Here is a 14,767-nt window from a genome sequence, read left to right on the forward strand (position 1 = left end):
GGAGTGTCGTGGTCGCGGAACTGGCAATGCAGAAGATGTTCATCGAACAGCTGCTCGACAAGAAGCTCGTAGATGGGCTTTCGCCCCAGAAGGCGGTTCCCCTGCTCCGCGAGGACCTTCCGCCGGAGATGCACCCAACCCTCGACGAGATCGTTGAGGAGCGTCAGCACAGGAGTGCGGAGTGGGCAGAGACTGTGCGCGTGGTGGAGGGCGGCGGATCCACTGCCGAGTTGGATCCGGGCCGCAACTGGTATTACCCGCCCAAGGGTGGCGGCCTGCGGTGGACCCGCCTCAAGGCGCAGATGGCGGGCGGTGGACTCGCCGATGCCGTGGACTCCATCGACCGCTCCACCAATGCCACGGTGAAGGAGCTGGCACAGCCCTTCACGAACGAGCGTCGTCGCGGCATCGTCATCGGCAACGTCCAGTCTGGCAAGACGGCGAACTACGCGGCGCTCGCGGCGAAGGCACTGGATGCCGGATACAGGTTTGTCCTCGTCCTGTCAGGCATCCACAACAATCTTCGGACGCAGACGCAGGAACGCCTCAACCGGGACCTCGGAGTGGAAGCGCACAGCGATGAGTGGGGAACGCTGACGACGCCCCTTCATGATCTGGATCTGGCCGAGGTGAAGAATGCCCGCTTCTCCGTCAGCGGCCTCTCCGGCAAGCGGAAGATGATGGCGGTCATGAAGAAGAACTCGTCGAGGCTGGACCACCTCCTGGAGTTCTTCGATCAGCTCGATGAGCGCACGCTAAGGGACACGCCGATCCTGATCATCGATGACGAGTCGGATCAGGCGACGCCGGACAGCTCGCGCGCCAAGAAGGACGTTGAGACTGACCCGACGGTCATCAACAAGAAGATGCGCCAGGTGTGGGCCAAGGTGAAGAACGGCACCTATGTGGGCTACACAGCGACCCCCTTCGCCAATGTCTTCATGGATCCCAAACCTCACGGTGTCGAAGGGCTCGAGAGTCTGTACCCGCGGGACTTCATCCATGTGATGCCCACTCCGAAGAACTACTTCGGGGCTGAACGTCTCTTCGGTATCGACGAGGGCATGATCGACACAGAGGGAGCGGCAGGGCTTGATGTCGTTCGGCGCATCCCGGTGGATGAGCTCCCCATGCTGGCTCCCGCCAAGAGCGCTGAGGCGGACACCTTCGTTCCGGAAGTGACTGAGTCGCTAAAGGACGCGGTCAAGTGGTTCGTCGTTGCGAGTGCGATCCGCCGACTTCGGGGGCAGACCGGGAAGCACTCGTCGATGCTGATCCACACGACTCATCGCACGAAGCCGCACCAGGCCATGCGAGATCAGCTACTCGCTTTCCTCGAGCCTCTGAAGAAGGACGCTCGGAACGGGGACGTCTCGGCGTTCCAGAAGATCTTCGACAATGAGGAAGGCCGTGTGGCCAGCCTCTACACCGGTTCGGCCGACGCTCCGACGTGGCCTGTGCTGCAGCATGAGATCGTCAATGTCCTTCGCGTCCTCGAAGTGGTCGTTGACAATGGCGAAGAAGATCCGGAGGACCGCATCGTGTACAACGATGATCGTCCTCGCACCGCCATCGTCATCGGTGGCGGCACTCTCTCGCGGGGACTGACCCTGGAGGGCCTGTTCGTCTCCTACTTCACCAGGACGTCCAACGCGTACGACACGCTTCTGCAGATGGGACGCTGGTTCGGCTATCGGCCCGGTTACGAGGACCTCCAACGCATTTGGCTGGCAGAGGGTCTCGAGACGGACTACCAGTTCCTGGCAGCCGTCGAGTCTGAGATGCGTTCGGAGATTCGACGGTTGGCGAGTGAAGGGCTCACGCCCGACGACATCGGTGTCAAGATCCGCCGTCATCCCGGTCGACTGCAGATCACGAGCGCCACGAAGATGCCCCTGGCGGAGCAGGTCGAGTTCACATTCCAGGGGTACAGGACCCAGACCGCAATCTTCGACTTCTCCGACCCGGCAGTGCAGGAGGCCAACACCGCAACCGTTGTGACCCTGCTTCGGTCCTTGGAGGGCTACCGGGTCAAGACTGGGGGTCTGGCTGCCAGCTCCCACCTATACAAGGACGTGCCGTTCGCCTCCATCAAGGCGTTCTTCGAGGCTTTCTCTGTGCACGAGCGCTATCGCGAGACCCATCGTGAAGCCCTCAAATGGGTTGATGCGAAGCTTCCAGATCTCCCCTGGAGAGTCGTCCTGGCCGGGGGTAGCAGGGGGCCCGTGTTCCAGGGTGAGGAGTTCGTCGTCCCGTCGGTCAACCGCGCGCCCCTCCGCGCCGTGGAGGACCAGTCGATCAATATCCGCGCGCTCATGAGGGGTGGAGACCGGGTCGCAGACCTGGTGCTCGAGGGCAGCGAGGAGGCCGGCGGGCTGAAGACTGACATTGCCCGCATGGCACTGCGGCTGAAGCCCGCGGATGAGGGTGGCGCGGGCGGGCAGGGGGTCCTGGTGCTCTACCCCATCGCGCTCGACTCCACACCGCAGAATCAGCGAGAGGCGGCAGAGAGCGGCCGCACTTCCATGCGGGATGTCCTTTCCGGCCTGGGTCTCGGCCACCTGGCGGACTCGGGCACGCCCCTCATGGGGTATGGCGTTGTCATGCCGTCAGACATCGCGGGCAAGCTTGAAGCGGACGGCGACTTCATGTCTCTCGTCATCGCCCGTTCGAACGTGGAGGACGACGATGGTGAATGAGATTCGCGAGGCATTCCGCGTTGCGGCCGGACGCACGGGGCGACTGTCGGGCACTGCGGTCCATGTTCACGAGCTTCCAGGGCGTCCTGCCGCAGGCAGAGTGTGGTTGGGGCAGGACGCGGCTGACCAGCTAGTCGCGTTCATCGAGTACGACGGCAGCCGCATGCAGTCGTTCGACGTCAGTCAGATCATCACGGTCTCGGCGGAGCAGATCCTGAACGAGACCGACGATGAGGTCAGAGCCGTCCAGATCAGGTGCCTCGACGCGAAGCTGGACGAGGTCTTCTTCACTTTCCTGGCTGATGTGATCGCTGAAATGGACCGCGGCAACGGCGTGATTCAGGCGGTCCGAGGCACCGCGGACGACTGGCGAAGCCTGCTGGCCGTGGCTCGACGTGGCATGGGGGAGCAACAGCTCGCGGGCCTCTTCGGCGAAGTCACGATCCTGAACCGCGCGACTGGAGTGCTGGGCCCTGCCGCATTGGGACTCTGGACAGGCCCGGACCGCAACCGCCACGACTTCGTCGGGCCCGAGGCCGCGATCGAGGTGAAGACCTCCTCGCTCCAGAACCGTCAGTCCGTCTCCATCCATGGGCTCCGGCAACTCGAGCCGTCCGAAGGGGCGACGTTGACGCTGGCCGTGGTGGAGGCAGAGGCGCATCCGCAGGGGAGGACGGTCGCGGACCTCGCGTCGGACGCGGTGGCCATGGGAGTCGATCCCACAGAGCTGCGGGACAAGCTCGCAGCCTCCGGTTTTGTCGCGGGGATGCCCGGGTCCGACGTCAAGTTCAAGGTGGTCGGTGTGCGGTACTGGGAGATCGAGGCCGACACCCCCGTGTTGCGACGATCGCTCCTGGGGGACTCCGTCGTCAACGCCATCTCGGACCTTCGCTACTCGCTGCAGCTCAGTGCGCTCGGTCCCCACAGCGCGAACGAGTTCGACTTCAGCCGCCTTGCACCAGTTGGGATGGTCTCTGCGTGACTGCGGTGCTCTCTCGCTATTCGAAGCCCCGAGGCGCTGGCGACCAGACGAGCGGCGGGCGAGGGAAACTGCTCCGCGCCCATGGCTCGCTGACACGTGCGCAGATCCTTGTCCGAGAGACTCTGCAGAACTCCTGGGATGCGGCACGCGCGGGCCGGCGTCCGAGCTATGAGGCCCGCGTCCGCCGACTGGACTGCGACGCCAGGGCGGCCCTCGCCGAGAACGTCTTCACAGGCCTCGGTCCGGAACTGGATGCGCTCGCCGAGAGTCTCTCCGCCCCTGAACTCCACGTCATCGAGATCAACGACCGCGGCACGACGGGGCTGAACGGGCCGATCAGCCCGGACCGAGCTGTGGAGAAGGGAGAGCCGAACAACTTCAACGCCTTCGTCTTCGACATCGGCTCCAGCAAGCCGCTCGGCAGCTCTGGCGGAACCTTCGGATTCGGCAAGAACTCCACCTTCGAAGTCTCGGCACCCCATGCTGTCGTGTATTGGACGCGATGCGACCGCGGGGACGGTGTCCTCGAAGACCGCCTGATCGCGTCTGCCCTGCACGACCCTTATGACGAGGATGGCCTGCGGTTCACCGGGGCGCACTGGTGGGGTGACACTGCCTCGGGGGACGTCCTTCCAGTGGTTGGCCAGCGCGCTGCTGACCTGGCACAGGTGCTCTTCCAGCGTCACTTCGATGACGGTGACTGCGGCACCTCGATCCTCGTCATCGACCCGATGGTCACCATCCCCGACGCCGAGGGGATCGGGCAGCGCACCGCCGTCAGAGACTCAGACGCTGCCCACGAGCTGTGCTCTCAGCTGGTCGAGACCCTTCTCACCAGCGCCTGGCCCAAGTTCGTCGCGGACGACAGCGGTCAGACGCCGATGGACATCACGTTGAAGTTGTACGACAAGACGGTCGACGTCGCGGACAAGGCGGCCGCTCTCTTCCGCGTGCATAGCCATGGACTGGCCCGAATCCGTCGCGCGCAGGCAGGCATCGACGAGGGGGAGATCCTGGTGCGCCCCGGGGAGATCGTCGAGAGCGACCTGCAGGCGATCAGTCTGCGCCCCTCCTACACAGACGAGACTCCCCGAGAGAGCTACTTCGGAGACCGTGCCGACACGGTCTCAGGCCACGTGTTCCTGGCGAAGGCCCTGCGCATCCCCCCCGCGCCAGGCCTTTTGGACAGCTGGCGTGTCGACGCGGCCTGCTTCATGCGCTCCAGCGCAGAGCTCGTCGTGATGTATGAGCCGATGGCCGACGAGAACGACGGGACCTTCATGTGGGTGGCGGTCTTCAAGCCGACGCCGGAGTGTGACCGCCACTTCGCCGCGGCCGAGCCGGCCACGCATGACGACTGGAACAAGAACGCGCCGGACAGTCTCGCCTCAGCTTATGTGGTCGACAAGACCCTCGGCCATGTTCGTCAGCGCATGAAGAAGTTCATGCTCGGTGACCGAGTCAAGTCCATCACAGAGGAGCGGTCGACTCGTCAGCTCGCCAAGTCGCTCAATGGATTCGTTCCCGTGGGCGGGCCTCCGACGACAGGCGGCAACACGGGGGGCAACATCCGTGCAGGTGGCGGGGGCGGTCGCTCCCACGCAGTCGCCGCGGCCGGTGAAGTCACGATCGTCAGCACGGTCCAGGATGCCCGCGGGACCTGGCACCTGACATTCCGGGCGCCCGAGCCTACAGGCGAGCGATGTCGTCTTCGCGCCTCGGTGCGGGCGGCCACCGCGGAGGGGGCGTTCGGTCTCACGGACGACGAGGTGGAGCTCTCCTGGGACGTGGGCACTGCCACCGAGAACGGGAGCTCAGTCGTTGTTCGCGGCGGTATTGAGGGCGTCCTGCACGTCGAAATGGACATCGAGGCGACGATCATGGTCGACATCGATGTGGAGGAGGTGGTCTGATGGCGGTTGTCCTGCATCGGTTTCCCATGGTCGACGACAGCACCGTCCTGTGGCACCCGTGGGGGGCAGAGGTCGACGATGTTTACAGGCAGCCCGCGGAAGTCGCGGATTGCTGGGACTCGAATTCGCGACTGCGGTTCTTCGTGGGTGTCTCAGTGGAGGCGGACGCGGTCCGGGCCATCGCCGGCACGGCCCCCGCTGAGCTCATGGTCACTGCCACGTGCCATGCCACGTCTACGACGCGCACGTCGCGCGCTCCTCTCCAGGAGAACGGGCCGAGCCTGAGCGCACGGACGATGGTGGAGCTTATCGGCAACGTGCTTGCGGAGAGACTGGACCTCTCAGCCGCTCTCATCGCCCCCTCCGGGGATCATTCCTGGCTTGCGACGCGGATCATCTCGCAGGGGCCATTCGAGCGGGTCCCGCTGCAGCAGGACGCGAACGTGTTCCCCATCAGCGCGGTCTCTTTCAGAGACCAGCAGTGGCGCGAGGCCCCCTGGCGCTTCGACATCTTCGCCACCGATCTGGCCGATGCGTTCAGTACGGGCCTGAGACTCTTCTTGAATCTCGACCTGCCGCTGGCGGCAGCGTTGCTCGACGACACGGCGTCGCAGGCGACCAGGGGACTCCTGGACATGGTCATCGCGCGGCAGCTGATCGCCACGGCCAGCGGCCTGGCTGAGGGCACCGCTGAGGACGTTGACGCCGTGGCGGCCGAGAACCCAGACTCCATCGCGGCGGCGGCTGCGAACGTGGCCACGAAGTACTTTCACACCTCACTGAAGGAGGCCACTCGTTCGTACCGGGACCAGCCTGAGAGGTTCGAGTATCTCCTCGCCGCTGAGACGTCGTTGTTGAGGAGTGAAGCATGACAGGACACCTGCTCGAGCCGAGGCTCGCCTCGAGTGATGCCGGGCAGCTGCGAGAGGCGTTCATCGACTCGAACCGTCCATCTGCATTCCGTCCTGAGCTCCTGAGCGAAATGCTCGCGCGGCCCCGGGTGTTCCCCCCGACTGGTGGAGCACAGGCAGACGAGGCTGACCTCCTGGATCTCCGAGAGAGGTGCCTTGAAGCCGATGGAGTGGCGCGGACCTCGGATGACCCGGTGGCTACGTGGGACCTCGAGATGGGACGCGTCCTGTCCGACTACGCGCAAGGGCGAGCGGGCGAGTTCGGCTCGCCGGAGGTCTGGGACTTCCTCACGCTGGTGCTCGTGCCGGACGTCGTGGCCTTCCGCCTCGACCCGGGTCCCTCGGCAGGCAAGGGGCCTAGCCGTTCAAGCCTCACTGCCCGTCTGACGGGCGGCAACCGTCGCCACGTGCTCCAGCGCCTGTGGCGCCGGTGGCACGTCCTGGGACCGGACCTGGTCCTGAGCAGAGCGCTGCTCGAGGACGACTACGTCGCGCTCCTCGAGCGCGGTGTGACATCGGATCGGCCGGCCTTGGCGCGAGCCGTGGGAGAGCACATCGCCAGTCTGGAGATATCATCCGGAGAGAGGCGCGAATACACACGCCTGTTCATGCGACGTCTTGTGGTCGCCTCCGGATTCATCGTGGTCCCGGCAGAGGCAGGCGGTCAGGTCGCGGCCATCGTCGACCACCTGCACTCGGAGACGATGGCGCGCATGGCGATGGATCCCGATGCAGGCTCCCGCCCGGGGGCATCGCAGTCGACCGTCGACCTGGCGCCTGCCGAGGAGCAGGGAGACGGCCGCCGTCGCAGGGGAGGGCTGTTGCGGCGGCTGCTCAACGGGGCATGACCGCGCAGGAGCCTGTCTCGTCGAAGAGCCAGTCCTGGGCCTCCTCCACCGGGGCCCGAGCGACCATGTTGGGAAATCGCTCCCGGGACACCAAGCCCGAGCTCCTCGCCCGCCGGCTCGTCCATGCGGCCGGGCTCCGCTATCGGGTCAGTGCGAGGCCCGAGAATGACCTCCGTCGCACTGCCGACCTCCTCTTCCGCCCCGCCCGGGTGGCGGTCTTCATCGACGGTTGCTTCTGGCACGGGTGTCCCGTGCACTACATCCGGCCGAAGGCCCACGACGGCTACTGGTCGGACAAGGTCGCCACCAATCGCTCTCGTGACGCGGAGACCACCCGAGTACTGACCGAGCGAGGATGGCTCGTCCTCCGCTTCTGGGAGCACGAGGACCCGGCCGTCGTCGCGGCGCGCGTTGTCGCCGTCGTCAACGAACGGAGGCCCCGGCGAGCCACCGGGGCCTCCTGAGCGGGCCGCGGCCCACGCGCGGCCCGCTCTCACTTCTCGAACGAAAACGCCCCGGGGCCGCCCGTTTCGTCAACGGAAGCGACCGCCGAACCGCCCTGCGTCACCGCTTCCGGTACAGCCCCTTCTTCTGGAACACCGGGTCGCTCGTCACGAGCATCCCCAGGGACCGGAAGATGCCCTCGTCCACGGAGCCGAGGATCGTCGTCGTGTGCACGTCGCAGCCCTCGAGGCTCGCCAGCTGCTCGACGGCCGCCTTCGCGTTCTGGTCGGTCGCCGCGGACACGGACAGCGCGATCAGCACCTCGTCCGTGTGCAGCCGCGGGTTCTTGGAGCCCAGGTGCACGGTCTTGAGCGTCTGGATCGGCTCGATCGAGGCGGGGGAGAGCAGGTGCACGTCGTCCTCGATGCCGGCCAGCACCTTGAGGGCGTTGAGCAGTACCGCGGCGGAGCAGCCCAGCAGCTCCGAGGTCTTGCCGGTCACCAGGGTGCCGTCCGCCAGCTGCACGGCCGCGCCGGGCTCGCCGGTGCGCTCGGCCACCAGCTGCGCGGCACCCACCACCGGGCGGTCCTCCGAGCTCAGACCGAGCTTGGACATCACCAGGGCCACGCGCTCGGACTCGGTGTCGTCCGCGCCCTCCAGGGCCTCGTTGACCTGGGCCTTGTAGTAGCGCCGGATGATCTCCTGCTTCGCGGCCTCCTGGCACACCTCGTCGTCCACGATCGCCGCGCCGGCCATGTTCACGCCCATGTCCGTGGGGGACTTGTAGGGGGTGGTGCCCGTGACCTTCTCCAGCAGCGCGGACAGCAGCGGGAACACCTCGACGTCGCGGTTGTAGCTGGTCACCCGCTCGCCGTACTCGGCCAGGTGGAACGGGTCGATCAGGTTGATGTCGTCCAGGTCCACGGTGGCGGCCTCGTAGGCGGCGTTCACCGGGTGCTCGAGCGGCAGGTTCCAGATGGGGAACGTCTCGAACTTCGCGTAGCCGGCCGGGATGCCCCGCTGCCGGTCGTTGTACACCTGGCTCAGGCACGTCGCCAGCTTGCCGGAGCCCGGGCCGGGGGCCGTCACGACGACGAGGTCCCGCGTGGTCTCGGACCACTCGTTCGCGCCGAAGCCCTGCTCCGAGACGATCGTGGACATGGCGTGCGGGTAGCCGGGGATCACGCGGTGGCGGGCCACCTTCAGGCCGAGGCGCTCGAGCTTCTCGAGGAACGCCAGCGCGCGGTGGTTGGCGTCCTCCAGCTGCGTGACCACCACGTGCTCCACCAGGAACCCGCGCTCCCGGAACACGTCCACGAGGCGCAGGACGTCGTCCTCGTACGTGATGCCCAGATCCGCGCGGACCTTGTTCCGCTCGAGGTCCTTGGCGTTGAAGCACACCAGGATCTCGGTCTCGTCCTTGATGCGGTCCAGCATCGCGATCTTGTTGTCCGGGGTGAAGCCGGGCAGGACGCGGGAGGCATGCAGGTCGTCGAAGAGCTTGCCGCCCATCTCCAGGTACAGCTTCCCGCCGATCTGGCGGCGGCGTTCCTGGATGTGCTGGGACTGGAGCTCGATGTACTTCGCGCGGTCGAATCCGACGCGGTGGAGGGGGCCGGAGGCCGCGGCCTCCGTGGTCGTGCTGGCGGGGCGGGCGGTCTCATGCGTGCCGGTCATGGACTCTCAGCATAGACCCGTCCGCGGGGTGCGCGTGCGCGGCCCGGCGTCGGGCCCACCGCATCCCTCAACCCCTCGGGTCCTCCGGGTCGTCCGCGATCCAGTCGTGTTCGGGGTCGTCGAAGCTGCGCGTGCGCCCGGTGCGCAGGTCGGTGACGTCCATGACGCCGGTGCCGCGGTCCAGGCGCACCTGCTGGTGTGAGGCGGGGTCGACGACGGTGATCGTCTGGGTCTGCGGGTCGTAGTCGTCCACCCGCACCTGGTCCTCGTACTCCTGCCGCGGTCCGTAGGACCCGTCCGCGTCGTCGTCGGGGAAGGCGGGGGCGCCGGGGGAGCGCAGCCGGCGCTCGAGGGTGCGCTCCACCCGGCGCGCGGCCGCCTCCTGCGCCTGCGTGGCCAGGCGCCGCAGACGCGCGAGGGACTCCTTGTCCTGGGAGATCTCCGCGCCGAAGAACCGCCACTGGTAGCGGTAGGCGATCATCCGCACCGCGAAGATCAGGAACGCGATGAGGAAGCCCGTGAACGCGTTGAGCGCGCCGTTCATCGCCACCACGGTCGCCAGCACCGCGCCCAGGAACGTGGGGAGCACGTAGACGCCGCGGGGGTCGAAGATGGACGGGACCTCGTTGGCGACGATGTCCCGCAGCACGCCGCCGCCGAGCGCCGTGACCATCGCGATCACCACCGTGGACACCGGGTGCACGCCCATCGAGTGCGCCAGCAGCACACCGGACACCGTGAACAGGGCGAGCCCGGCGGCGTCGAACAGGGTGATGGTCAGGTTCAGCCGATTCGGGTGGATCAGCTTGACGTACACGAGCAGGGAGACGAGCACCGGCGGGGCCAGGTAGACCGGGTTCTCCAGGGACGCGGGCAGGCCGCGGTCCAACAGGATGTCCCGCGTGAAGCCGCCGCCCAGGCCCGCCAGCAGGGACAGCGCCATCGAGCCCACCAGGTCGAACTGCTTGCGCGCCGCCAGCAGCGCCCCCGAGGTGGCGAAGAAGAAGATCCCGATCAGGTCCAGGGTCGTGAGCAGCCACGGGACGTCGGTGAGGGTGGCGAAGAACTGCTGCACGTCCACGGCGGCTCCTTCCGTCGGGTCCGGGGATTCACCGGCCATTGTCCCGTGCGGCCCGCGCAGTGGCTCGTTTGTTCACCCGGGTGTCCCCGGGGGGCCGTCCTCGCCGGCGCCGGGCGTCTCCTCGTTCGCCGGGGGGCCGTCCTCGCCGGGGTCGGCGGGCGGCCCGTCCCTGCCCTTGCGGTCGCGGATGTCCGGCACGGGCGGCTCGTCGTGCGGATCCAGGCGCTGGCGCTGGGTCTCCCCTGAGATCTCGGCCCCCGGGGCGAGCCACTCCCTGCGCAGCGACACCACGCGCAGCACGAGCACGAGCACCATCACCGCGGCCGAGGTCAGCGGGTTCAGGAGCTCCGCCTGGCCGAGGGCCGCCGTCGTGCCCGCGCCGAGGATGGCCGGCAGCGCGTACCAGCCGCGCCCGCCGAACACGGCGGGCGGTTCCCCGGCGACGACGTCGCGCAGGATGCCGCCGCCGACGGCGGTCACCAGGCCCAGCACCGCGGCGGCGACCGGGCTCAGGCCGGCGAGCAGGGCGATGCGCGTGCCCACCACGCAGTACACGGCCAGGCCGATGGCGTCGAAGGCCATGACGGCGTGGTGGCCGCGCTCGCCGTCGAAGATCCGGAGGAACACCGCTAGCGACGCGACCGCCGGCAGGATCAGGTACCAGGGGTTGTCGAAGGCCGCGGGCACGTCCCGGCCGACCACGAGGTCCCGGACGACACCGCCGCCCGTGCCCACCATGAGGGCCAGCAGCAGGGAGCCGACGATGTCGTAGCCCTTGCGCACGGCGAGGACGGCACCCGAGATCGCGAAGAAGAACACGCCCACGAGGTCCACGGCGGTGATCGCCGCGGTGATCGCGTCGGCGAGCTCGCCGTGCGCGTCGATCGGCTCGGGCACGTCCCGTTCGAGTTCGGCGGGGTCCTTGGGGGCGGCGGACAGCAGCCACACGGGGAGAAGTGGAAGCAGCACCCGCCCATCGTCCCCCGTCAGGCGGCCCGGGTCAGTCCTGCGCGGGGCCGAACTCCTTGGCCAGCTCCGCCGCCACGCCGGTGTACCCGGCCGGGGTCAGCTCCAGCAGGCGCGCCTGGGCCGCCTCCGACAGGCCGAGGCCCTGCACGAACTCGCGCATGCGCGCCCCGTCCACGCGGTGGCCGCGGGTCAGCTCCTTGAGGCGCTCGTAGGGGTTGTCCATGCCCTCGACGCCGGCGATCGCCTCGGCACGCATCACGGTCTGGACGGCCTCGCCGAGCACCTCCCAGTTCGTGTCGAGGTCCTCCGCCAGTACGGGCGCGGCGACCTGGAGCTGGCCCATGCCCTTGGTGACGTTGGTCAGGGCGAGCACCGAGTGGCCGAGGGCCACGCCGATGTTGCGCTGCGACGTCGAGTCCGTGAGGTCGCGCTGCCAACGGGACTCCACGAGGGTGGCGCCCAGCGAGTCGAGCAGGGCGCAGGAGAGCTCGAGGTTGGCCTCGGCGTTCTCGAAGCGGATCGGGTTCACCTTGTGCGGCATGGTGGAGGAGCCGGTCGCACCGGCCACGGGGATCTGCGCGAAGTAGCCGATGGAGATGTAGCTCCACACGTCCACGCAGAAGCCGTGGAGGATCCGGTTGAAGCGCGCGACGTCGGCGTACAGCTCCGCCTGCCAGTCGTGGGACTCGATCTGGGTGGTCAGCGGGTTCCAGGTGAGGCCGAGGTGCTCCACGAAGGACCGGGACAGGGCCGGCCAGTCCGCGTCCGGGGCGGCGGCGAGGTGGGCGGCGTAGGTGCCGGTGGCGCCGTTGATCTTGCCCAGGTACTCCTGGCCGGCGATGCGCCGGGTCTGGCGGGTCAGACGGTGCACGAACACGGCCATCTCCTTGCCCAGCGTGGTGGGCGTGGCCGGCTGGCCGTGCGTGCGGGAGAGCATGGGGGTCTCGGCGGCCTCGGCGGCCATCGCGGAGACGGTGGCCACGGCGGCGCGGGCGGCCGGCAGCCAGACCTGCTCGACGGCGTCGCGCACGCCCACCGCGTAGGCGAGGTTGTTGATGTCCTCGGAGGTGCACGCGAAGTGCACGAGCGGCTTCAGCCGGCCCAGACCCAGCCCCTCGAGGCGGTCGGCGATGAAGTACTCGACGGCCTTCACGTCGTGCACCGTGACCTTCTCGGTGGCCGCCAGCTCGGCCACGGACTCCGCGTCGAAGTCCGTGACGATCGCCCGCAGGCCCGCCTGCTGCTCGGCCGTGAGGGGCGTCAGACCCGGCAGCACACGGTGCTCGGCCAGGTGGATGAACCACTCGACCTCCACGTGGATGCGGTTGCGGTTCAGCGCCGCCTCGGACAGGTGCTCCACGAGCGGCTCCACCGCCGCACGGTAGCGGCCGTCCAGGGGGCCGAGGGCGATGCCGGCCTCGGCGAGGGAACGGCGGTGGGCGGTGGACGCGGGCTGTGAGGTCATGGCCCCCATTCTGGCAGGCGCCGCGGACGCCCGACGAAGGCGAGGGCCGGGTCCGTCCTCGACCGCGACGGGGTGGCGAGTGCAACATCGAGTGCAACATGCGGACGCGCCCGGTGGCCCGGGGCGCGGCGGACCTACCGTGGTTGACGTCGCCGTCGCCCGGCGTCGGCGTGCCGAGAGGGATGAGGAGACCGAGATGACGGAACGGACCGGGCAGGCCAGCGAGGCCGGGACGATCGACCGGCTGATGGCCGGGTGGGTCGCCGACGTCGAGACCCCGGACGCCTGCGCCGCCCACCTGCTCTGCGACCGATGGCCGGCCGACGCCGTGGCGTTCCGGTTCGTGGCGGAGGACATGTCCGCCGTCGACCTCACCTTCGGCGAGCTGGCCGACCGCTCCCGCCGCCTCGCCACCGGCCTCGCCGCCCGCGGCGTCACGCGCGGCGACCGGGTCCCCGTGATGATGTCCAAACGGGAGGAGCTCGTCATCACGCTGCTGGCCCTGTGGCGGCTCGGCGCCGTGCACGTGCCGCTGTTCACCGCGTTCGCCGCGGGCGCCGCGCGGATGCGCATCGAGGGCGCGGCGGCGCGGCTCGTCGTCGCCGAGCCCCGCCAGGCCGAGAAGCTCACGGACATCCCGGGCATCGAGATCATCCGCACCGGCCCGGAGTGGGACGCGCTCGCGGACTCCGCGCCGCTGGCCGAGGACGTCGCCGTCGGCGGGGACGGGCCGATCGCCCTGCTGTTCACCTCCGGCACCACCGGCCGCCCCAAGGGGGTGCCTGTGCCGCTGCGCGCGGCCGCCGCGTTCGCCGTCTACCTCACGTGCGCGGTGGACCTGCGCCCCGAGGACCTGTTCTGGAACGCGGCCGACCACGGCTGGGCGTACGGGCTGTACTACGGGATCGTCGGCACGCTGATGCTCGGGGCGACCTCGGTCCAGTACCGCGGCGCCTTCTCCCCGGCGACCATGGTCGAGGTGATCCGCTCGCAGGACGTCACGAACCTCGCCGGCGCCCCCACGATGTTCCGCGCGCTGGCCAAGGCCGGGGAGGTCACCGAGGACGCCCCGCTGCGGCTGCGGCGCGTGTCCACGGCGGGGGAGCCGCTGCCGCCGTCCGTGCTCGAGTGGGGCCGGTCGGCCCTCGGCACGGAGATCCGCGACCACTACGGCCAGACCGAGCTGGGCATGGTCATCTGCACCCCCGCGCACCCCGAGCTGGCCGCGCCGCCCCGCCCGGGTTCGATGGGTGTGCCCCTGCCGGGGATCGCCGCGGAGATCCGGGACGGGCAGATCGCGATCGACGCGGCCTCGCCCCTGTTCTGGTTCCCCGGCTACCTCGGGGAGCCGGAGAAGACCGCGGAGCGCTTCACCCCGGACGGGCGCTGGTACCTGACCGGGGACACCGCTCGGCAGGACGACGACGGCTGGTTCTTCTTCTCCTCCCGGGACGACGACGTGATCCTCGCCGCCGGGTACCGGATCGGCCCGTTCGATGTGGAGTCCGTGCTCATCGACCACCCGCGGGTGCAGGAGGTCGCCGTCGTCGGCCTGCCGGACCCGGAGGGGGTGCGCGGCGAGGAGGTCGTGGCGTTCGTGGTGCCCGCCGGGGCCGTCGCGGACCCGGACGCCCTGGCGGCCGAGCTGCAGGCGAAGGTCCGCGACGAGTACTCCAAGCACGCCTACCCGCGCCGGGTGCACTTCGTGGACCGGCTGCCCAAGACCCCCTCCGGCAAGCTGCAGCGGTTCCTGCTGCGCCAGGGCGCCACCGACTGAG

At 68.7% G+C, this 14,767-nt stretch carries 11 protein-coding genes; 7 read left to right on the plus strand and 4 right to left on the minus strand.

Annotation, left to right across the window (positions count from 1 at the left end; genetic code table 11):
* The first annotated feature begins 8 nt into the window (after nucleotides 1–8).
* Genes ACFI33_RS06015 through ACFI33_RS06040 form a run of 6 tightly spaced genes read left to right on the plus strand, consistent with a single transcriptional unit; the run spans nucleotide 9 to nucleotide 7,817 of the window.
* Nucleotides 9–2,699 carry a Z1 domain-containing protein gene (locus ACFI33_RS06015; RefSeq protein ID WP_127435119.1) on the plus strand — a complete coding sequence of 897 codons (2,691 nt, stop codon included), beginning with the start codon at nucleotides 9–11 and terminating at the stop codon, nucleotides 2,697–2,699.
* The gene (locus ACFI33_RS06020; RefSeq protein WP_161972205.1) at nucleotides 2,689–3,681 is read left to right on the plus strand and encodes a PD-(D/E)XK motif protein; all 993 of its coding nucleotides are present in this window, start codon (nucleotides 2,689–2,691) and stop codon (nucleotides 3,679–3,681) included. Before ACFI33_RS06015 ends, ACFI33_RS06020 begins: the two co-directional genes overlap by 11 nt.
* Complete coding sequence (locus ACFI33_RS06025) at nucleotides 3,678–5,594, plus strand: hypothetical protein (RefSeq protein WP_127435117.1); 1,917 nt, start codon at nucleotides 3,678–3,680, stop codon at nucleotides 5,592–5,594. The genes ACFI33_RS06020 and ACFI33_RS06025 overlap by 4 nt, the downstream gene beginning before the upstream one ends.
* Nucleotides 5,594–6,466, plus strand: coding sequence for a hypothetical protein (locus ACFI33_RS06030; RefSeq protein ID WP_127435116.1), 873 nt, complete (start codon nucleotides 5,594–5,596; stop codon nucleotides 6,464–6,466). The genes ACFI33_RS06025 and ACFI33_RS06030 overlap by 1 nt, the downstream gene beginning before the upstream one ends.
* A complete protein-coding gene (locus ACFI33_RS06035; RefSeq protein WP_144786471.1) occupies nucleotides 6,463–7,353 on the plus strand; it encodes a hypothetical protein in 891 nt (296 codons plus the stop codon). Before ACFI33_RS06030 ends, ACFI33_RS06035 begins: the two co-directional genes overlap by 4 nt.
* Nucleotides 7,350–7,817 (plus strand): very short patch repair endonuclease, encoded by a 468-nt coding sequence (locus ACFI33_RS06040; protein WP_238692755.1) that lies wholly within the window; start codon nucleotides 7,350–7,352, stop codon nucleotides 7,815–7,817. Before ACFI33_RS06035 ends, ACFI33_RS06040 begins: the two co-directional genes overlap by 4 nt.
* A 100-nt stretch (nucleotides 7,818–7,917) precedes the next feature.
* On the opposite strand, the gene ACFI33_RS06045 is transcribed toward ACFI33_RS06040, so the two are convergent.
* The 4 genes from ACFI33_RS06045 to purB form a co-directional block, all read right to left on the minus strand.
* Nucleotides 7,918–9,474: a DUF1846 domain-containing protein gene (locus ACFI33_RS06045; protein ID WP_127435114.1), complete on the minus strand. Its 1,557-nt coding sequence runs from the start codon at nucleotides 9,472–9,474 to the stop codon at nucleotides 7,918–7,920.
* Nucleotides 9,475–9,541: 67 nt separating this feature from the next.
* Nucleotides 9,542–10,555, minus strand: coding sequence for a trimeric intracellular cation channel family protein (locus tag ACFI33_RS06050; protein ID WP_127435113.1), 1,014 nt, complete (start codon nucleotides 10,553–10,555; stop codon nucleotides 9,542–9,544).
* A 72-nt stretch (nucleotides 10,556–10,627) separates the two neighbouring features.
* Nucleotides 10,628–11,524 carry a trimeric intracellular cation channel family protein gene (locus tag ACFI33_RS06055; protein WP_127445772.1) on the minus strand — a complete coding sequence of 299 codons (897 nt, stop codon included), beginning with the start codon at nucleotides 11,522–11,524 and terminating at the stop codon, nucleotides 10,628–10,630.
* Nucleotides 11,525–11,555: 31 nt separating this feature from the next.
* Nucleotides 11,556–12,989, minus strand: a complete 1,434-nt coding sequence (purB, locus tag ACFI33_RS06060; protein ID WP_095695028.1) for an adenylosuccinate lyase — start codon at nucleotides 12,987–12,989, stop codon at nucleotides 11,556–11,558.
* 196 nt (nucleotides 12,990–13,185) lie between these two features.
* Here purB and ACFI33_RS06065 point away from each other — a divergent pair, with 196 nt between their 5' ends.
* Nucleotides 13,186–14,766, plus strand: a complete 1,581-nt coding sequence (locus tag ACFI33_RS06065; protein WP_462623821.1) for an AMP-binding protein — start codon at nucleotides 13,186–13,188, stop codon at nucleotides 14,764–14,766.
* Nucleotide 14,767 lies beyond the last annotated feature (1 nt).

The sequence above is a fragment of the Micrococcus sp. PSi08 genome (assembly GCF_054960655.1).

Excerpts from the sequence above, each read along its gene's own strand:
- ACFI33_RS06020 (WP_161972205.1), top strand. The coding sequence starts at position 2,689 with ATGGTGAATGAGATTCGCGAGGCATTCCGCGTTGCGGCCGGACGCACG.
- ACFI33_RS06030 (WP_127435116.1), top strand. The coding sequence starts at position 5,594 with ATGGCGGTTGTCCTGCATCGGTTTCCCATGGTCGACGACAGCACCGTC.
- ACFI33_RS06035 (WP_144786471.1), top strand. The coding sequence starts at position 6,463 with ATGACAGGACACCTGCTCGAGCCGAGGCTCGCCTCGAGTGATGCCGGG.
- ACFI33_RS06040 (WP_238692755.1), top strand. The coding sequence starts at position 7,350 with ATGACCGCGCAGGAGCCTGTCTCGTCGAAGAGCCAGTCCTGGGCCTCC.
- ACFI33_RS06045 (WP_127435114.1), bottom strand. The coding sequence starts at position 9,474 with ATGACCGGCACGCATGAGACCGCCCGCCCCGCCAGCACGACCACGGAG.
- purB (WP_095695028.1), bottom strand. The coding sequence starts at position 12,989 with ATGACCTCACAGCCCGCGTCCACCGCCCACCGCCGTTCCCTCGCCGAG.
- ACFI33_RS06065 (WP_462623821.1), top strand. The coding sequence starts at position 13,186 with ATGACGGAACGGACCGGGCAGGCCAGCGAGGCCGGGACGATCGACCGG.